This window comes from Pseudomonas sp. AP19 (genome assembly GCF_001728855.1).
Lineage (GTDB): Bacteria > Pseudomonadota > Gammaproteobacteria > Pseudomonadales > Pseudomonadaceae > Aquipseudomonas > Aquipseudomonas fluorescens.
The window spans coordinates 24099-43687 of record NZ_LXJP01000041.1 but is presented as its reverse complement, the minus strand read 5'-3'; the positions used below and the strand labels follow the sequence as shown (position 1 = coordinate 43687).

General features: G+C 61.8%; 18 protein-coding genes. 13 read left to right on the top strand and 5 right to left on the bottom strand.

Annotation, left to right across the window (positions count from 1 at the left end; genetic code table 11):
• Nucleotides 1-62 precede the first annotated feature (62 nt).
• From nuoC to nuoN, 11 genes are all read left to right on the top strand, one after another.
• The gene (gene nuoC, locus A7D21_RS24060) at nt 63-1847 is read left to right on the top strand and encodes an NADH-quinone oxidoreductase subunit C/D (protein ID WP_069552850.1); all 1785 of its coding nucleotides are present in this window, start codon (nt 63-65) and stop codon (nt 1845-1847) included.
• A 2-nt stretch (nt 1848-1849) separates the two neighbouring features.
• Nucleotides 1850-2347 (top strand): NADH-quinone oxidoreductase subunit NuoE, encoded by a 498-nt coding sequence (gene nuoE, locus A7D21_RS24055; RefSeq protein WP_003174721.1) that lies wholly within the window; start codon nt 1850-1852, stop codon nt 2345-2347.
• Complete coding sequence (gene nuoF, locus A7D21_RS24050) at nt 2344-3699, top strand: NADH-quinone oxidoreductase subunit NuoF (RefSeq protein WP_053256841.1); 1356 nt, start codon at nt 2344-2346, stop codon at nt 3697-3699. The genes nuoE and nuoF overlap by 4 nt, the downstream gene beginning before the upstream one ends.
• Nucleotides 3700-3834: 135 nt before the next feature.
• Complete coding sequence (nuoG, locus tag A7D21_RS24045; protein WP_069552849.1) at nt 3835-6549, top strand: NADH-quinone oxidoreductase subunit NuoG; 2715 nt, start codon at nt 3835-3837, stop codon at nt 6547-6549.
• Nucleotides 6546-7553 carry an NADH-quinone oxidoreductase subunit NuoH gene (gene nuoH / locus A7D21_RS24040; protein WP_053256843.1) on the top strand — a complete coding sequence of 336 codons (1008 nt, stop codon included), beginning with the start codon at nt 6546-6548 and terminating at the stop codon, nt 7551-7553. The genes nuoG and nuoH overlap by 4 nt, the downstream gene beginning before the upstream one ends.
• 11 nt (nt 7554-7564) lie before the next feature.
• Nucleotides 7565-8113 (top strand): NADH-quinone oxidoreductase subunit NuoI, encoded by a 549-nt coding sequence (gene nuoI / locus A7D21_RS24035; protein WP_003174725.1) that lies wholly within the window; start codon nt 7565-7567, stop codon nt 8111-8113.
• A 9-nt stretch (nt 8114-8122) separates the two neighbouring features.
• Entirely contained in the window at nt 8123-8626 is a 504-nt protein-coding gene (gene nuoJ / locus A7D21_RS24030; protein ID WP_003174726.1) for an NADH-quinone oxidoreductase subunit J, read from the top strand.
• 2 nt (nt 8627-8628) lie between these two features.
• Complete coding sequence (nuoK, locus tag A7D21_RS24025; protein WP_003174727.1) at nt 8629-8937, top strand: NADH-quinone oxidoreductase subunit NuoK; 309 nt, start codon at nt 8629-8631, stop codon at nt 8935-8937.
• Entirely contained in the window at nt 8934-10787 is a 1854-nt protein-coding gene (nuoL, locus tag A7D21_RS24020; protein WP_053256844.1) for an NADH-quinone oxidoreductase subunit L, read from the top strand. The genes nuoK and nuoL overlap by 4 nt, the downstream gene beginning before the upstream one ends.
• A 49-nt stretch (nt 10788-10836) precedes the next feature.
• Entirely contained in the window at nt 10837-12369 is a 1533-nt protein-coding gene (gene nuoM / locus A7D21_RS24015; RefSeq protein ID WP_053256845.1) for an NADH-quinone oxidoreductase subunit M, read from the top strand.
• 7 nt (nt 12370-12376) lie between these two features.
• Entirely contained in the window at nt 12377-13840 is a 1464-nt protein-coding gene (gene nuoN / locus A7D21_RS24010; protein WP_053256846.1) for an NADH-quinone oxidoreductase subunit NuoN, read from the top strand.
• A 443-nt stretch (nt 13841-14283) separates the two neighbouring features.
• On the opposite strand, the gene A7D21_RS24005 is transcribed toward nuoN, so the two are convergent.
• Nucleotides 14284-15117 (bottom strand): arylamine N-acetyltransferase, encoded by an 834-nt coding sequence (locus tag A7D21_RS24005; protein WP_069552848.1) that lies wholly within the window; start codon nt 15115-15117, stop codon nt 14284-14286.
• Between the two features lie 120 nt (nt 15118-15237).
• On the opposite strand from A7D21_RS24005, the gene A7D21_RS24000 reads away from it, so the two are divergent.
• Nucleotides 15238-15474 carry a DUF6555 family protein gene (locus tag A7D21_RS24000; protein WP_053256848.1) on the top strand — a complete coding sequence of 79 codons (237 nt, stop codon included), beginning with the start codon at nt 15238-15240 and terminating at the stop codon, nt 15472-15474.
• Between the two features lie 43 nt (nt 15475-15517).
• Here the strand turns inward: A7D21_RS24000 and A7D21_RS23995 are convergent, their stop codons facing one another.
• Nucleotides 15518-15718: a DUF6021 family protein gene (locus A7D21_RS23995; protein ID WP_069552847.1), complete on the bottom strand. Its 201-nt coding sequence runs from the start codon at nt 15716-15718 to the stop codon at nt 15518-15520.
• A gap of 14 nt (nt 15719-15732) precedes the next feature.
• Entirely contained in the window at nt 15733-15909 is a 177-nt protein-coding gene (locus tag A7D21_RS35895; protein WP_167422768.1) for a hypothetical protein, read from the bottom strand.
• 127 nt (nt 15910-16036) lie between these two features.
• Between A7D21_RS35895 and A7D21_RS23990 the strand changes: the two genes are divergently transcribed.
• On the top strand, nt 16037-16558 hold the full coding sequence (locus A7D21_RS23990; RefSeq protein ID WP_053256850.1) for a DUF3087 domain-containing protein: 522 nt from the start codon (nt 16037-16039) through the stop codon (nt 16556-16558).
• A 15-nt stretch (nt 16559-16573) separates the two neighbouring features.
• Here A7D21_RS23990 and A7D21_RS23985 read toward each other — a convergent pair whose 3' ends face one another.
• Together A7D21_RS23985 and A7D21_RS23980 are read right to left on the bottom strand one after the other, a co-directional pair.
• The gene (locus A7D21_RS23985; RefSeq protein ID WP_053256851.1) at nt 16574-17701 is read right to left on the bottom strand and encodes an MFS transporter; all 1128 of its coding nucleotides are present in this window, start codon (nt 17699-17701) and stop codon (nt 16574-16576) included.
• A 70-nt stretch (nt 17702-17771) separates the two neighbouring features.
• Complete coding sequence (locus A7D21_RS23980; protein ID WP_053256852.1) at nt 17772-19136, bottom strand: MFS transporter; 1365 nt, start codon at nt 19134-19136, stop codon at nt 17772-17774.
• Nucleotides 19137-19589: the final 453 nt, after the last annotated feature.

The window sequence follows — 19589 nt, the reverse complement described above, 5'->3', positions numbered from 1 at the left end:
CTTCTTTTATAGAACGAAAACCTGGCTTCATTCTTTACGTTGACCGAAAGCGATAAAAAACCATGACTACAGGCAGTGCTCTGTACATCCCGCCTTATAAGGCAGACGACCAGGATGTGGTTGTCGAACTCAATAACCGTTTTGGCCCTGACGCCTTTACCGCCCAGGCCACACGTACCGGCATGCCGGTGCTGTGGGTGGCGCGCGCCAGGCTCGTCGAAGTCCTGACCTTCCTGCGCAACCTGCCCAAGCCGTACGTCATGCTCTATGACCTGCATGGCGTGGACGAGCGTCTGCGGACCAAGCGCCAGGGCCTGCCGAGCGGCGCCGATTTCACCGTGTTCTATCACCTGCTGTCGATCGAACGTAACAGCGACGTGATGATCAAGGTCGCCCTCTCCGAAAGCGACCTGAGCGTCCCGACCGTGACCGGCATCTGGCCCAACGCCAGTTGGTACGAGCGTGAAGTCTGGGACATGTTCGGTATCGACTTCCCTGGCCACCCGCACCTGACGCGCATCATGATGCCGCCGACCTGGGAAGGTCACCCGCTGCGCAAGGACTTCCCTGCGCGCGCCACCGAATTCGACCCGTTCAGCCTGAACCTCGCCAAGCAACAGCTTGAAGAAGAGGCTGCACGCTTCCGGCCGGAAGACTGGGGCATGAAACGCTCCGGCACCAACGAGGACTACATGTTCCTCAACCTGGGCCCGAACCACCCTTCGGCGCACGGTGCCTTCCGTATCATCCTGCAACTGGACGGCGAAGAAATCGTCGACTGCGTGCCGGACATCGGTTACCACCACCGTGGTGCCGAGAAGATGGCCGAGCGCCAGTCGTGGCACAGCTTCATCCCGTACACCGACCGTATCGACTACCTCGGCGGCGTGATGAACAATCTGCCGTACGTGCTCTCGGTCGAGAAGCTGGCCGGTATCAAGGTGCCGGACCGCGTCGACACCATCCGCATCATGATGGCCGAGTTCTTCCGGATCACCAGCCACCTGCTGTTCCTGGGTACCTACATCCAGGACGTCGGCGCCATGACCCCGGTGTTCTTCACCTTCACCGACCGTCAGCGCGCCTACAAGGTCATCGAAGCCATCACCGGCTTCCGCCTGCACCCGGCCTGGTACCGCATCGGCGGTGTCGCGCACGACCTGCCAAATGGCTGGGAACGCCTGGTCAAGGAATTCATCGACTGGATGCCCAAGCGTCTGGACGAGTACCAGAAAGCCGCCCTGGACAACAGCATCCTCAAGGGCCGGACCATTGGGGTCGCGGCCTACAACACCAAAGAGGCCCTGGAATGGGGCGTCACCGGTGCTGGCCTGCGTTCCACCGGTTGCGATTTCGACCTGCGTAAAGCGCGCCCGTACTCCGGCTACGAGAACTTCGAATTCGAAGTGCCGTTGGCGGCCAATGGCGATGCCTACGACCGTTGCATCGTGCGCGTCGAAGAAATGCGCCAGAGCCTGAAGATCATCGAGCAATGCATGCGCAACATGCCGGCAGGCCCGTACAAGGCGGACCACCCGCTGACCACGCCGCCGCCGAAAGAGCGCACGCTGCAACACATCGAAACCCTGATCACGCACTTCCTGCAGGTTTCGTGGGGCCCGGTGATGCCGGCCAACGAATCCTTCCAGATGATCGAAGCGACCAAGGGTATCAACAGTTATTACCTGACGAGCGATGGCGGCACCATGAGCTACCGCACCCGGATTCGCACTCCAAGCTTCCCGCACCTGCAGCAGATCCCTTCGGTGATCAAAGGTGAAATGGTCGCGGACTTGATTGCGTACCTGGGTAGTATCGATTTCGTTATGGCCGACGTGGACCGCTAAGCATGAATAGCACGCTTATCCAGACAGACCGTTTCACCTTGAGTGAAACCGAGCGCTCGGCCATCGAGCACGAGCTGCATCACTACGAAGACCCGCGCGCGGCGTCTATCGAAGCCTTGAAGATCGTCCAGAAGGAACGTGGCTGGGTGCCGGACGGCGCCCTCTACGCCATCGGCGAGATCCTTGGCATCCCCGCCAGCGACGTTGAAGGTGTGGCCACGTTCTACAGCCAGATCTTCCGCCAGCCGGTGGGTCGCCACATTATTCGCGTGTGCGACAGCATGGTCTGCTACATCGGTGGCCACGAGTCCGTGGTCAGTGAGATCCAGAACAAGCTGGGCATCGGCCTCGGCCAGACCACTCCGGATGGCCGCTTCACGCTGCTGCCGGTGTGCTGCCTGGGTAACTGCGACAAGGCGCCGGCGTTGATGATCGACGACGACACATTCGGTGACGTGCAGCCTGCTGGCGTCACCCAATTGCTCGAGGGCTACCCATGACCCTGACTTCTTTCGGCCCGGCCAACCTGATCAAGCGTTCGGCCGAGACCCACCCGCTGACCTGGCGCCTGCGTGACGACGGCGAGCCGGTATGGCTCGACGAGTACCAGGCCAAGAACGGTTACGCCGCGGCGCGCAAAGCCTTCGCCGACATGGCCCAGGACGATATCGTCCAGACCGTGAAAGACGCCGGCCTTAAAGGTCGCGGCGGTGCTGGCTTCCCCACTGGCGTTAAGTGGGGGCTGATGCCCAAAGACGAATCCATCAACATTCGCTACCTGCTGTGCAACGCGGATGAAATGGAGCCGAACACCTGGAAAGACCGCATGCTGATGGAGCAACTGCCCCATCTGCTGATCGAAGGCATGCTGATCAGTGCCCGCGCACTGAAAACCTACCGTGGCTACATCTTCCTGCGTGGCGAATACACCACCGCCGCCAAGCACCTGAACCGTGCCGTGGAAGAAGCCAAGGCCGCCGGCCTGCTGGGCAAGAACATCCTCGGTTCCGGTTTTGACTTCGAACTGTTCGTGCACACCGGCGCCGGGCGTTATATCTGCGGTGAAGAAACCGCACTGATCAACTCCCTCGAAGGCCGCCGCGCCAACCCGCGCTCCAAGCCGCCTTTCCCTGCCGCCGTCGGCGTGTGGGGCAAGCCGACGTGCGTGAACAACGTCGAGACCCTGTGCAACGTGCCGGCGATCATCGCCGACGGCGTGGACTGGTACAAATCGTTGGCCCGCGAAGGCAGCGAAGACATGGGCACCAAGCTCATGGGCTTCTCCGGCAAGGTCAAGAACCCGGGCCTGTGGGAATTGCCATTCGGCGTGACCGCCCGCGAGTTGTTTGAGGACTACGCCGGCGGTATGCGCGACGGCTACACCCTCAAGGCCTGGCAACCAGGCGGCGCCGGCACCGGCTTCCTGCTGCCCGAGCACCTCGACGCACAAATGTACGCCGGCGGCATCGGCAAGGTCGGCACCCGTATGGGTACTGGCTTGGCGATGGCGGTGGACAACACCGTGAACATGGTGTCGTTGCTGCGCAACATGGAGCAGTTCTTCGCCCGCGAATCCTGCGGCTTCTGCACCCCGTGCCGTGACGGTTTGCCATGGAGTGTGAAGCTGTTGATGGCGATCGAGAAAGGCGAAGGCCAGCCAGGCGACATCGAGACCCTGCTGGGTCTGGTCGGCTTCCTCGGCCCAGGCAAGACCTTCTGTGCTCACGCACCGGGCGCCGTGGAGCCATTGGGCAGCGCAATCAAATACTTCCGTTCGGAGTTCGAAGCCGGCATCGCGCCTACCAGCGCCGCCGTCCCGCCTCTGGCGAGGCCGATCGTAGTCGGCGCGTAACGCTTAACCAGGCGAAGGGTCCGTGCCCTTCGCCTGCTCATGTGCTGACGCCTGTATGGCTGTGTAGATGCACATGAATAACAAGATTCCATTAGCCACGCCCGCTGACAACGGGCCAACGAAGAACTTTGAACCATGGCCACTATCCACGTAGACGGCAAAGCGCTCGAAGTCGATGGGGCGGACAACCTGTTACAGGCATGTCTGTCACTAGGCCTCGACATCCCTTATTTCTGCTGGCACCCCGCGCTTGGTAGCGTGGGTGCCTGCCGCCAGTGTGCGGTCAAGCAGTACACCGACGAAAACGACACCCGTGGTCGTATCGTCATGTCCTGCATGACCCCAGCCACCGACAACACCTGGATCTCCATCGAAGATGAAGAATCCAAGGCGTTCCGCGCCAGCGTTGTCGAATGGCTGATGACCAACCACCCCCACGACTGCCCGGTCTGTGAGGAAGGCGGTCACTGCCACCTGCAAGACATGACGGTGATGACCGGCCACAACGAGCGCCGTTATCGCTTCACCAAGCGCACTCACCAGAACCAGGACCTCGGCCCGTTCATTTCCCACGAAATGAACCGCTGCATCGCCTGCTACCGTTGCGTGCGTTTCTATAAAGACTACGCCGGCGGCACCGACCTGGGCGTATTCGGCGCCCACGACAACGTGTACTTCGGTCGCGTTGAAGACGGCGTGCTCGAAAGCGAGTTCTCCGGCAACCTCACCGAGGTCTGCCCGACCGGTGTGTTTACCGACAAGACGCACTCCGAGCGTTACAACCGTAAGTGGGACATGCAGTTCGCACCGAGCATCTGCCATGGCTGCTCCAGCGGTTGCAACATCTCCCCGGGCGAGCGCTACGGCGAATTGCGCCGGATCGAAAACCGCTTCAACGGTTCGGTCAACCAGTACTTCCTGTGCGACCGTGGCCGTTTCGGCTATGGCTACGTCAACCGCGAAGACCGCCCACGCCAGCCGCTGTTGGCCGGTGGCGCCAAGCTGAGCACCGACGAAGCACTGGATAAAGCCGCCGACCTGTTGCGCGGCCGCAACATCGTCGGTATCGGTTCGCCACGCGCCAGCCTCGAAAGCAACTTCGCGTTGCGCGAGCTGGTCGGTGCCGAGCACTTCTACTCCGGTATCGAAGCCGCTGAGCTGGAGCGCATTCGCCTGGTCCTGCAGGTGCTGAACGACAGCCCGCTGCCGGTTCCGAACATGCGCGACATCGAAGACCACGATGCGATCTTCGTCCTCGGCGAAGACCTGACCCAGACCGCTGCGCGTATCGCGCTGTCGCTGCGTCAGTCGGTCAAAGGCAAGGCCGAAGACATGGCCGACGCCATGCGCGTACAGCCTTGGCTTGACGCCGCGGTGAAAAACATCGGCCAGCACGCGCTGAACCCGCTGTTTATCGCAAGCCTGGCTGAAACCAAGCTCGACGACATCGCCGAAGAATGCGTGCACGCCGCGCCGGATGACCTGGCGCGTATCGGTTTCGCCGTGGCCCACGCCCTGGACGCCAGCGCACCTGCCGTCGAAGGCCTGGACACGGAAGCCGCGGAACTGGCCCAGCGCATCGCCGACGCCCTGCTGGCCGCCAAGCGTCCATTGATCATTGCCGGCACCTCGTTGGGTTCCAAAGCGCTGATCGAAGCCGCCGCCAACATCGCCAAAGCCCTCAAGCTGCGCGACAAGAACGGTTCCATCAGCCTGGTCGTGCCGGAAGCCAACAGCCTGGGCCTGGCCATGCTCGGTGGCGAGTCCCTCGACGCCGCCCTGCAGGCTGTGACCGACGGCAAAGCTGACGCCATCGTGGTACTGGAAAACGACCTGTACACCCGCACCGATTCGGCCAAGGTCGACGCCGCGCTGGACGCAGCCAAAGTGCTGATCGTTGCTGATCACCAGAAGACCGCCACCAGCGAGCGTGCCGACCTGGTGCTGCCAGCCGCCACCTTCGCCGAAGGCGACGGTACCCTGGTCAGCCAGGAAGGCCGTGCCCAGCGCTTCTTCCAGGTGTTCGATCCGAAATACATGGACGCCAGCATCCTGGTTCACGAAGGCTGGCGCTGGCTGCATGCCCTGCGCTCGACCCTGCTGAACCAGCCACTCGACTGGACCCAGCTCGACCACGTCACCGCAGCCGTCGCCGCAAGCGCCCCGCAACTGGCGCGCATTGTCGACGCGGCACCGTCCGCCGCGTTCCGCATCAAGGGCATGAAGCTGGCCCGCGAGCCGCTGCGTTATTCCGGGCGTACCGCCATGCGTGCTGACATCAGCGTGCACGAACCGCGTACACCGCAGGACAACGACACCGCGTTCGCCTTCTCCATGGAAGGTTATTCGGGTTCGGTCGAGCCGCGTCAACAGGTGCCGTTTGCCTGGTCGCCGGGCTGGAACTCGCCGCAAGCCTGGAACAAGTTCCAGGACGAAGTCGGTGGTCATATCCGCGCTGGCGACCCAGGCACCCGCCTGATCGAAAGCACCGGTGATGCGCTGAACTGGTTCGCCGCCGTCCCGCGTCCGTTCAACCCGGCCCAGGGCACCTGGCAGGTTGTGCCGTTCTTCCACCTGTTCGGCAGCGAAGAAACCTCTTCCAAAGCCGCACCGGTTCAAGAGCGCATTCCGGCCGCCTACGTGTCCGTGGCCAAGTCCGAAGCCGATCGCCTGGGTGTCAACGACGGCGCCCTGCTCAGCCTGAACGTCGGTGGCAAGACCCTGCGTCTGCCGCTGCGTATCAACGACGAGTTGGGTGCGGGTCTGGTGGCACTGCCGAAAGGCCTCGCCGGTATCCCGCCTGCGATCTTTGGCCAAACCGTTGACGGTCTGCAGGAGGCAGCGCAATGACCTGGTTCACCCCTGAAGTGATCGACGTGATCATCTCGGTCGTCAAGGCCATCGTGATCCTGTTGGCCGTGGTCGTCGCGGGCGCCCTGCTCAGCTTCGTCGAGCGTCGCCTGCTGGGCTGGTGGCAGGACCGTTACGGTCCGAACCGCGTTGGCCCGTTTGGTATGTTCCAGATCGCCGCCGACATGCTGAAAATGTTCTTCAAGGAAGACTGGACCCCACCGTTTGCCGACAAGGTGATCTTCACCCTGGCACCGGTCGTGGCCATGAGCGCCTTGCTGATCGCCTTCGCCGTTATCCCGATCACCCCGACCTGGGGCGTGGCGGACCTGAACATCGGCTTGCTGTTCTTCTTCGCCATGGCCGGTCTGTCGGTCTACGCGGTGCTGTTCGCCGGTTGGTCGAGTAACAACAAGTTCGCCCTGCTGGGCAGCTTGCGGGCTTCGGCCCAGACCGTGTCCTACGAAGTGTTCATGGGCCTCGCGCTGATGGGCATCGTGGTGCAGGTCGGCTCGTTCAACATGCGCGACATCGTCGAGTACCAGGCGCAGAACCTGTGGTTCATCATTCCGCAGTTCTTTGGCTTCTGCACCTTCTTCATCGCTGGCGTCGCCGTGACTCACCGTCACCCGTTCGACCAGCCGGAAGCGGAACAGGAACTGGCCGACGGTTACCACATTGAATACGCCGGCATGAAATGGGGCATGTTCTTCGTTGGCGAGTACATCGGCATCATCTTGATCTCGGCCCTGCTGGTCACGCTGTTCTTCGGCGGCTGGCACGGTCCCTTCAACATCTTGCCGCAACTGGCGTTCTTCTGGTTCTTCTTGAAGACGGCGTTCTTCATCATGCTGTTCATCCTGCTGCGCGCCTCTATTCCGCGCCCGCGCTATGACCAGGTGATGGATTTCAGCTGGAGATTCTGCCTGCCGCTGACCCTGATCAATTTGCTGGTGACGGCTGCCGTTGTGTTGTTGAACACGCCAGCCGGCGCGGTTCAGTGAGGATTTGACCCATGTTCAAATATATTGGCGACATCGTTAAGGGTACCGGTACCCAGTTGCGAAGCCTGGTGATGGTGTTCGGTCACGGCTTCCGCAAACGCGACACCCTGCAATACCCGGAAGAAGCGGTGTACCTGCCGCCGCGCTATCGCGGCCGTATCGTGCTGACCCGCGACCCCGATGGCGAAGAGCGTTGTGTAGCCTGCAACCTGTGCGCCGTGGCGTGCCCGGTAGGCTGCATCTCCCTGCAGAAAGCTGAAACCGAAGACGGTCGCTGGTACCCGGACTTCTTCCGCATCAACTTCTCGCGCTGCATTTTCTGCGGCCTCTGCGAGGAAGCTTGCCCGACCACCGCGATCCAGCTGACACCGGATTTCGAGATGGCCGAGTTCAAACGTCAGGACCTGGTGTACGAGAAAGAAGATCTGTTGATCTCTGGTCCCGGTAAAAACCCTGATTACAACTTCTATCGTGTTGCAGGTATGGCCGTTGCCGGTAAGCCGAAAGGCGCCGCACAAAACGAAGCCGAGCCGATCAACGTGAAGAGCTTGCTGCCTTAAGGAAGAAAGATGGAATTCGCTTTCTATTTCGCGTCGGGTATTGCAGTGGTGTCCACGCTTCGCGTGATCACCAACACCAACCCCGTGCACGCCCTGCTCTACCTGATCATTTCGCTGATCGCCGTGGCCATGACCTTCTTCAGCCTCGGCGCACCGTTCGCCGGTGTCCTGGAAGTGATTGCCTACGCCGGCGCCATCATGGTGCTGTTCGTGTTTGTGGTGATGATGCTCAACCTGGGGCCGGCTTCGGTCGCCCAGGAGCGCGTCTGGCTCAAACCCGGCATCTGGCTTGGCCCGGTTGTCCTGGCCGCCCTGCTGCTGGGTGAACTGCTGTATGTGCTGTTCGCTCACCAGAGCGGCCAGGCCATCGGCCACACCACCGTAGACGCGAAGGCCGTGGGCATCAGCCTGTTCGGCCCGTACCTGCTGGTGGTCGAACTGGCTTCGATGCTGCTGCTCGCGGCAGCCATCACCGCCTTCCACTTGGGCCGCAACGAAGCCAAGGAGCAATGACGATGCCTGCTATCCCTTTGGAGCATGGTCTGGCGGTCGCCGGCATCCTGTTCTGCCTTGGCCTGGTCGGCCTGATGGTCCGCCGTAACATTCTGTTCGTGTTGATGAGCCTGGAAATCATGATGAACGCCGCAGCACTGGCGTTCATCGTTGCGGGTGCACGTTGGGGCCAGCCGGATGGACAAGTCATGTTCATCCTGGTGATCAGCCTGGCAGCCGCCGAGGCCAGTATTGGCCTGGCGATCCTGCTGCAACTGTATCGTCGCTTCCACACGCTTGATATCGACGCTGCCAGTGAGATGCGCGGATGAACATGATCTTTCTGACTTTCGTATTTCCCCTGATCGGTTTCCTGCTGCTGTCGTTCTCCCGTGGACGCTGGTCGGAAAACCTGTCTGCCCTGGTGGGTGTGGGCTCCATTGGCCTGTCGGCGATTGTCGCCGCCTATGTCATCTGGCAATTCAACGTGGCGCCGCCGGAAGGCGGCCACTACACCCTGGTACTGTGGCAGTGGATGTCGGTGGAGGGCTTCAAGCCCAACTTCGCCCTCTACATCGACGGCCTGTCGATCACCATGCTTGGCGTGGTCGTCGGTGTAGGCTTCCTGATCCACCTGTTCGCGTCCTGGTACATGCGCGGCGAAGCCGGTTACTCGCGCTTCTTCGCCTACACCAACCTGTTTATCGCCAGCATGCTGTTCCTGGTCCTCGGCGATAACCTGTTGTTCCTGTACTTCGGCTGGGAAGGCGTGGGCCTGTGCTCGTACCTGTTGATCGGTTTCTACTACAGCAACCGCAACAACGGTAACGCGGCACTCAAGGCCTTTATCGTCACCCGCATCGGCGACGTGTTCATGGCCATCGGCCTGTTCATCCTGTTCCAACAAGTGGGCACGCTGAACATCCAGGAACTGCTGGTGCTGGCACCGCAGAAGTTCCAGGTCGGTGATTTCTGGATCACCCTGGCGACCCTGATGCTGCTGGGTGGCGCTGTGGGTAAATCCGCACAACTGCCGCTGCAAACCTGGCTGGCGGATGCGATGGCCGGCCCGACTCCGGTCTCCGCACTGATCCACGCCGCAACCATGGTCACCGCCGGTGTCTACCTGATCGCCCGTACCCACGGCCTGTTCACCCTGGCGCCGGAAATCCTGCACCTGGTGGGCCTGGTTGGCGGCGTGACCCTGGTACTGGCCGGCTTCGCCGCGCTGGTGCAGACCGACATCAAGCGTATCCTCGCCTACTCGACCATGAGCCAGATCGGCTACATGTTCCTGGCCCTGGGCGTTGGCGCCTGGGACGCGGCGATCTTCCACCTGATGACCCACGCGTTCTTCAAGGCGCTGCTGTTCCTTGCTTCGGGTGCGGTGATCGTTGCCTGCCACCACGAGCAGAACATCTTCAAGATGGGCGGCCTGTGGAAGAAACTGCCGTTGGCCTACGCCAGCTTCATCGTCGGGGGTGCGGCACTGGCTGCCCTGCCGTTGGTGACCGCCGGTTTCTACTCCAAAGACGAAATCCTCTGGGAAGCCTTTGCCAGCGGTAACCAGAATCTGCTCTACGCAGGTCTGGTGGGTGCCTTCATGACCTCGCTGTACACCTTCCGCCTGATCTTCATCACCTTCCACGGTGAAGCCAAGACCGAAGCACACGCAGGCCACGGTATCTCCCACTGGCTGCCACTGTCGGTGCTGATCATCCTGTCGACCTTCATCGGCGCCATGATCACCCCGCCACTGGCCGGTGTATTGCCGGAAAGCGCTGGGCATGCCGGCGGCGCTGCCAAGCACAGCCTGGAGATCGCCTCCGGCGCTATCGCCATCGCCGGTATCCTGCTGGCGGCCCTGTTGTTCCTCGGCAAGCGTCGCTTCGTGACCGCCGTCGCCAACAGTGGCATTGGCCGCTTCCTTTCGGCCTGGTGGTTCGCCGCCTGGGGCTTCGACTGGATCTACGACAAACTGTTCGTCAAGCCTTACCTTGCGATCAGCCATGTACTGCGCAGAGACCCGCTCGACCAGACCATCGGTTTGATCCCGCGCGCCGCCAAGGCCGGTCACACCGCCCTGAGCCGCAGCGAGACGGGCCAATTGCGTTGGTATGCAGCTTCCATGGCCGTCGGCGCCGTGCTGGTGATCGGCGCCATCGTGGTGGTAGCGGTATGACTATGAACATTGCGTACTTTGCGAACTTGCAAAAGGAAACGAGCCCGTCATGATTCTGCCCTGGCTAATCCTGATCCCCTTTATCGGCGGCCTGCTCTGCTGGATGGGTGAACGCTTCGGCGCCACCCTCCCCCGCTGGATTGCGTTGCTGACCATGTCCCTGGAACTCGCGCTCGGCCTCTGGCTGTGGGCCCATGGCGACTATTCATTTGCTCCGGCACCGGGTGTCGATCCGACCTTCGCGCTTGAATTCAAGCACGTGTGGATCCAGCGCTTCGGCATCAACGTGCACCTGGCCCTCGACGGCCTGTCGCTGTTGATGATCCTGCTGACCGGCCTGCTGGGTATCCTCTCGGTACTCTGCTCCTGGAAAGAGATTCAGCGTCACGTGGGCTTCTTCCACCTGAACCTGATGTGGATCCTGGGCGGCGTTGTCGGCGTGTTCCTCGCCCTCGACCTGTTCATGTTCTTCTTCTTCTGGGAAATGATGCTGGTGCCGATGTACTTCCTCATCGCGCTCTGGGGTCACAGTTCTTCGGACGGCAAGAAAACCCGGATCTACGCGGCGACCAAGTTCTTCATCTTCACCCAGGCTTCCGGCCTGATCATGTTGGTGGCGATCCTGGGTCTGGTACTGGTCAACTTCAACAGCACGGGCGTGATCACGTTCAACTACGCCGACCTGTTGAAAACCAAGATGTCCCTGACCACCGAGTACATCCTGATGCTGGGCTTCTTCATCGCGTTCGCGGTGAAGCTGCCGGTGGTGCCGTTCCACTCCTGGTTGCCTGACGCTCACGCCCAGGCGCCGACCGCAGGTTCCGTGGACCTGGCGGGTATCCTGCTGAAAACGGCGGCCTACGGCCTGCTGCGTTTCGCCCTGCCGCTGTTCCCGAATGCCTCGGCCGAGTTTGCGCCGATCGCCATGACCCTGGGTCTGATCGGGATCTTCTACGGTGCGTTCCTGGCCTTCGCCCAAACCGACATCAAGCGTCTGATCGCCTTCTCGTCCGTTTCCCACATGGGTTTCGTACTGATCGGCATCTACTCCGGCAGCCAGCTGGCGTTGCAAGGCGCAGTGATCCAGATGTTGGCCCACGGTGTCTCGGCCGCCGCGCTGTTTATCCTCAGTGGCCAGCTGTACGAGCGCCTGCACACCCGTGACATGCGTGAAATGGGTGGCGTGTGGTCACGCATCGCTTACCTGCCGGCGATCAGCCTGTTCTTCGCCGCCGCCTCCCTGGGCTTGCCGGGCACCGGCAACTTCATCGGCGAGTTCCTGATCCTGATGGGTTCGTTCGTGCACACACCGTGGATCAGTGCCATTGCGACTTCCGGCCTGGTGTTCGGTTCGGTTTACTCGCTGATCATGATCCACCGCGCCTATTTCGGCCCGGCCAAGTCCGACACCGTCCTGCAAGGGATGGATGCTCGCGAACTGATCATGGTGCTCGGCCTTGCGGTGCTGCTGATCTACATCGGCGTGTACCCGCAACCGTTCCTGGACACTTCTGCCGCGACGATGCATGGCGTGCAGCAGTGGTTCAGCACCGCCTTCACTCAACTCGCTTCGGCACGGTAAGAGCGCTATGGAATTCACGATCCAACACTTTATCGCGCTTGCGCCGCTGCTGATTACCAGCCTCACCATTGTGGTGGTGATGCTGGCGATCGCCTGGCGCCGCAATCACTCGCAAACGTTCCTGCTGTCCTGTGCCGGTTTGAACCTGGCCCTGCTGTCGATCATTCCGGCCCTTAAAGTCGCGCCACTGGCCGTGACCCCGCTGATGATGATCGATGACTTCGCGCTGCTGTATATCGCGTTGATCCTCGTCGCCACCCTGGCCTGCGTGACCCTCGCGCATGCCTACCTCGGCGAAGGCGGCACCGGCTACCCTGGCAACAAGGAGGAGCTGTACCTGCTGATCCTGCTGGCTGCGGCCGGTGGCATCGTGCTGGTCAGCGCGCAGCACCTCGCGGGCTTGTTCATCGGCCTGGAACTGCTGTCGATCCCGACCTACGGCCTGGTGGCCTACGCCTTCTTCAACAAGCGCTCCCTGGAAGCCGGCATCAAGTACATGGTGCTCTCGGCCGCCGGTTCCGCGTTCCTGTTGTTCGGTATGGCCCTGCTCTACGCAGAAGCCGGCAGCCTGAGCTTCACCGGTATCGGTCACGCCCTGGCAACCACCAGCATGCCTGCGCCAATCGCCCAGTTGGGCCTGGCCATGATGCTGATCGGCCTGGCGTTCAAGCTCTCCCTGGTGCCGTTCCACCTGTGGACCCCGGACGTGTACGAAGGCGCCCCGGCGCCGGTGGCGGCGTTCCTGGCCACAGCGTCGAAGGTTGCCGTGTTTGCGGTGATGGTGCGTCTGTTCCAGATCTCCCCTGCCGCCAACACCGGCGTGCTGAGCAACGTGCTGACCGTGATCGCGATTGCGTCGATCCTGTTCGGTAACCTGCTGGCCCTGACCCAGAACAACCTCAAGCGTCTGCTCGGTTACTCCTCCATCGCTCACTTCGGCTACCTGCTGATCGCCCTGGTGGCGAGCAAAGGCCTGGCCGTGGAAGCGATTGGCGTGTACCTGGTCACCTACGTCATCACCAGCCTCGGCGCATTCGGCGTTATCACGCTGATGTCCTCGCCGTACAAAGGCCGTGACGCCGACGCCCTGTACGAATACCGCGGCCTGTTCTGGCGCCGTCCGTACCTGACCGCCGTACTCACCGTGATGATGCTGTCCCTGGCCGGCATCCCGCTGACCGCGGGCTTTATCGGCAAGTTCTACATCGTCGCTACCGGTGTTGAAGCGCACGAGTGGTGGTTGGTTGCGTCCCTGGTACTGGGCAGCGCCATCGGCGTGTTCTACTACCTGCGCGTGATGGTCACCCTGTACCTGATCGAGCCAAACCTGCGCCGTGTGGACGCCGAGCTGCACTGGGAACAAAAAGCCGGTGGCGTGATGCTGCTGGCAATCGCCCTGCTGGCGTTCTTCCTGGGTGTGTACCCTCAACCGTTGCTCACCTTGGTGCAGCATGCGGTGCTGGGCGTTTGATCGCCTAGCGGGACGTTAGTCAACAAAACGGCGCCTTCGGGCGCCGTTTTGGATTGTGCGACACGTTATTGAGTCAGCGAGCGGTGGCGTCTATTGAACGCACATCAGCGCGCAGCGTGCGCCGATTGCGTTGCTGGCATCCGCGCTGGCGGTGAGCAACTATCCTGTGTGTCATCCTGCTCGCGGACGGTTTACGTGTCGCACCGGGCGCAACAACTGACCACTGCCAAAAGAGGGCCACGCAGGTTGGATGACCTGGATTACAGCCAACCCTACACGTCCGCGCGCTCGCCCGTCATGGGCAACAACATGGTCGCCTGCTCCCAGCCGCTGGCCGCTCAGGCGGGCCTGGGCCAGCCTGAGCGCGCTCAGAAAACAGCGCTCAGGTCACTTGGTGTTGTGCATCGGCCTGCAGGTAAAACGTTGGCGCGACGGCGTCTATGTCAAGACGCCTGCGAGTGTGCGAGCACCAGGCCAGCAAGCGTCTCGCGCAGCTGCGGATGGGCCGGCAAGCGAATGCCGAAGGTTTCATGCAGTAAGCTCATCAGCTCATCGGCGCTCTCGATGACACGCTTTTCGCTCGGTTGGTCGAGACTGTGCAGAGCATAGTTGGCATTGTTCAACGTATACCGTTTGCCCGGTGCCAGACGCGCGGCCTTCAACTGCCCGACGAAGACTGACGCCGGGTGCGTCGATACGTACCAGTTGCCGATGAGGTAGTCCATGTCCGCCTGCACTTGCAGGTCGAACACATACAAACCCCGCCACTCCTCGCCCACCTGGGTCCACAGGGTGTAGTCGGCACCATTGAACGTCAGGCGATAAGGTTCATGAGCCGTGGCCTGAACCGCCTCGGTGTCCAGCTGCAGTGGGCTGCTCGGCACCATGCCGCCAAAGCCCACATCGGTCACATAACGCACGCCATCCAGTGTCACCAGGCTCAGGCGATGGGTACGCCCGGTGCGCGCGTCCGGTGGCCCGCCCATCACGACCCAGCCGGTCAGCCCCCGCGCGTCAAAGCCTAATTCCTGCAGCAGCGCCAGAAACAGGTGGTTCAGCTCAAAGCAATAGCCGCCGCGCCCCTCCAGCAGAACCTTTTGCTCGATGCTGGGCAAATCGATCGGCACCGCCGCACGCAGCAAGGTCGACAAGCTCTCGAAAGCGAAGGTGCACACATGGCGCAGTTGCAGCGCTTGCAAGGTTTGCAGGGTGGGCGGTGGCGGCGAGTCATAGCCCAGGCGTTGCAGGTAGAGCTGGCTGTGAGTCAGACGGGGCATGGCGCGATCCTTTAGCGCAGGGCGAAGCCGTCACTATGCCGCGACAGTGTGCAGGTTGTCATTTTGAGTGAACCTTTTTGAACGCTTACCTATCCATCTATAACAAGACAGGGAGGCAACATGAGTACCGCAAAAATCTACACCATCCACTATCAGCTGCACGGTCAACCGAAGTCCTTTGTGGTGCGCGCCGAGGTCATGAACAACGCCGAGGCCTGGCACTGGGCGGCGGTCGACGCCGACATTGCGCATGTCAGCCGCATTGGGCGCGTGGGTCACGAACAGGTGAAAAAAACCACCCGCCCCTGGGCGGAGAAGTTCGGCATTACCGAGGTCACCTGGGCTCCGCCCAAGTAAGTACCTCCACACAAGCAAACGCCCCGCCATAGCGGGGCTGACTTTACTTCTTCAAGTCGCCCAACGGATCGTAGGGCGGCTTTTTTTCCGCCGGTTGTTTCTTGCCCTTGTCCAGGGGCGCGATCGCCGGGCCAATCGGGTCGACCTGAGGGTCGGCGACGTCGGGGGAATCCGGGTCGAAGCCCAGTTCATACTTGCCGCTGGCATGCTCGCTGGATCGCGGGCCTTTGGGGGAATCACTCACGATAACCTCCTTATTTAAAGCGGGCGCGCTTTGTCATGCAGGTTTTCCAGGTCTTGCTCAACCTGCTGCTCATCATCGTCCTGACGCTCCGCCGGGTCGTTGGGACGCAACGCATCGTTGTCGCGCTCCTCCTCGCCGGGTGTGCGGTCAGGGTTGGGCGTGCCAGGGGGGGGTTGTTTATATTCGGGCATGATCGTTCACCTCAAGGGGAGTGGGTGGCCTACACAAAATTAGAGAAAGCGCCAGGCTTCATCGTTCAACTTGTTTGCCCAAAGCATGCGAAGATGCCACCCCGCGCCCTGTTGAGACCTGCCCCGGATGTTCGAGCTCAAACCCTGCGACCCCGTTACCTACCGCCAACAAACGCGGCGCAGCACACTCATCGTGGCCGTGCTGTTCATCGCCTTGGCGATGCTGCTGTCGAGCCTGGCAGTGATGCTGTTCGGCGAACCCGGCGGCGATAACTTTCGCTTCAATGTCGGTGGCGTGTTTGCCGGGGTATTGATCACGCTCGCGCTGGTGCGCGGCCCATTCTGGACCCAGCCTTGGCTTGCACCCGCGGTATATGGCTGGCAGCTCAAACGCAGCCTGATGAGCGTGACCAATGTGATGCACACGGTCACTGAACGCGTGCAAGCCAACGACCCGACGGCGATCAAGGTCCTGCGCTTCTACCACTTGGGGCTGACCCAGATGCATGCGCTGGATGCCAATTCCAGCGCCCAGGCGCAACTGGTCGGTGAAATCGACGCGCACGCGGCAAAGATGCAGGCGCTGGGGATCGACACCGAGCAAACCCGCTTCGACCCTGCATGGATGGACAGCATTAAAAGCGCTTGAGACCGCACGCCGCGGTCAGCCGCTGACCTTTGCCCGCCAGCAGAACACTGCGCTCACCGCAATCGCTGCCCCCGCCAGGCCAAACACCCACGGCGCCGACGCCACCGGCAGCAACAGGCCCGCCATCAGCGGCCCAAGGCCCGCGCCGACATCGCGCCACACCGCGTTCGACGCCAGCGCCGAAACGCGCATCGAGCCCGGGTTGCGCTCGGCCACCAAGGTGGTGACCAGTGGCAGTTGCAACGCACGTAACACCAGCACAGCGGCCGCGCCGACAATCACCCAGTAACTGCCGAACGCGGTCAGCGCCAAGGCACTCAAAAACGAGAACAGCAGCAGCATCGAGGTGGCGCCAAAGCGTTGCGCCGCGCGGCCACCCAGTGGGCTCAGGAGCATTTCCGAGGCATAGCGCAGGGCCATTAATCCACCGGCGATCAGCACCGCGTCGCCGCCGAGAATCTTCTGGGCCTGGATCGACAGGCCAAAGATAAACAGCCCGTCCAGCGCCACACCTTCGATAAATGACCAGGTCGCGACGCTATCCGGCCACTTGAAGCGGCGCCCTGTGCTGTGCAAATCATGCCCGTTGGTGGGCAACCCGCGCGCCACCCACACGCCGACCAGGCAGCAGCCGGCAAGAATCACGAAGATGGGACGCGGCCCGGCCCATAAGGTCAACCAGCCACCGAGCGGCAACGCCAACATCGGCCCCAGGGCAATCACCGCCCGTGAGCGCCCTGCCCTGCGTGCTGCGCCCGCCGGTTCGGAAGTCGCCAACACTTGCGTCGACAGGTTCAACGCGGCGAAACACAGCCCCCAGATCAGCCGCAGCCCCAACAATGCCGCAAACCCCGACAACATTGAGTTGCCCAAAGCGCACACGGTCGCCGCGCCGGCGGCGATCATGCAGGTCAGGCGATCGCCGTTGCGTGCGTAGAAATTCAAGACATGCCGGTAGCCGAAAATCCGCACCAGGCGGTTGGCCGCCAGCAACACCCCGGCCTGGGCCAGCGTGATGCCAAAGGCCTGGGACTCCATGGGCAGCAGCAGGTAGAGCAACACGTCACTGGGCAGGCACAACGCGAGGGTCAGTGCGGCACGTCGGGAAGTGCGATCAGCAGTACGTTGGGCCTGGCTGGACATAAATCTGAAATATTCCGAAACATTCAGGCCGCCACACTAGCGCCCTCGACGACGCATTTACAACGGCCGTTTACGCTTTTTTCCCGTAGGGCAGCAAGCGCAGACCGCTGGCCACGCTGCCCACCAGTGCAAACACGCAGCCCAGCCACAACGCATATTTCGGGCCGCTGGCCAGGGACAGATGGAAACAAAACGCCACCAGCGATGCGCCCAGCGTTTGCCCCAACAAGCGTGAAATCGCGACGATGCCACTGGCCCCGCCGCTGCGCGCGAGCGGTGCACTGGTCATCAACGCCTTGAGGTTGGGCGACTGGAAAAAGCCGAACCCGGCGCCACACAAGGCCATGCGCCAGCCGATGTCAAAGGCCGACGCCTCGTTACCCAAGGTCGCCAGCGCCGCCATGCCCACGCTGAGCATCAACAGGCCGATACCGCACAACACGCCCAAAGACACCCGATCCGCCAACCGCCCCGCCACCAAGGCCATCACCGCAACCACAGCAGGCCACGGCGTCATCAGAAAACCGGTTTCCACCTGGCTATGGCCGAGGACTGCCTGCAACAGGAACGGCAACGACACAAACGCCAGGCCCTGGGCGCTGAACGCACAGATGGCGGTGAGGGACGACAGCGCAAACACCGGCCGCTTGAACAGGTCCAGGGCGAGCATCGGCGCCGGATGCCCGGCCTGCCGACGCAACAACAGCACGCCGCAGACCAGCGCCACAGCGATCAGGCCCAGGGTCAGTGCGCCTTGGGCACCGTGTACCGCCGTACCCAGCCCGAGCACCAACAAGGCAAACAGCCCGGCACACAGCAACGCGGCGAGGCGGTCGAACGCATGCCCGGTCATCGGCAGCGTCGGTAATGAACGCAGACCCAGGCCCAATGCCAACAAGCCCAATGGCACGTTGATCAGGTACAGCCAGTGCCAGGTCGCCACCGACAGAATCGCCGACGCGGCCGTGGGCCCGAGGGTGAACGCCAAGCCCACGACCAACGAGTTATAGCCCAAGCCGCGCCCGAGCATTTTCGAGGGGTAGATATGCCGCAGCAACGCCGTGTTCACGCTCATCACCGCCGCCGCACCGAGCCCTTGCGCCACGCGCGCGGCCGTCAGGGTCAACAGCGACCCGGCCAGCCCGCAAAACAACGACGAGACAATAAACAGCAGCAACCCGCCGAGATACACCCGGCGGTGCCCCAGCACATCACTCAACGACGCGAACGGCAACACCGTGGCAATAATCGCCAACTGATAGGCGTTGACGACCCAGATCACCGAGGCCGAGTCGGTGCCGATGCCTTCGGCCAACGTCGGTAACGCTGTGTTGACGATGGCCGTGTCCAGGGTCGCCATGCCGATCCCCAGGGAGATGGCGATGACGGCGGGCAGGCGTTTATTGAGGGGCAACCCATCGGCAACAGAGGACATGAACAATCCGCGCAGGTGACAAAGGCCTCTAGAGTACGGGGCGCGCGGATTTTTTTCAGTGGACAATTGCCTGGCTGTCGGAATTTTCATGTACGCCGAGGGTGTTGATTCGCCGTCGCGCTTCATCCCTATATCGGCTGACTTGGCTGGGTGTGGCCAAGGCGCGAGGGGTGCGCAGTCCGGTTCGTATCAGCAATCTGTCAGAACGTCATACCGATGTACCACGGTGGTGCATGGAGACGTTTGGCCCCCAAAACCGATTCATCACCGCCACCCCACGGCGGTTTTATTCGGCATCCCGAACGACACAATTAGAAATATTCGTGTTTCCGAACAAATCCGCTTCAACCGCCCCGACCAACCTGAAAATCACCATAAATTTCATGCGGTTGTTGTCATCTTTGTTACATGCCAACTGGCATACATTCTGCTTTAGCACTATTTCCAGTAATA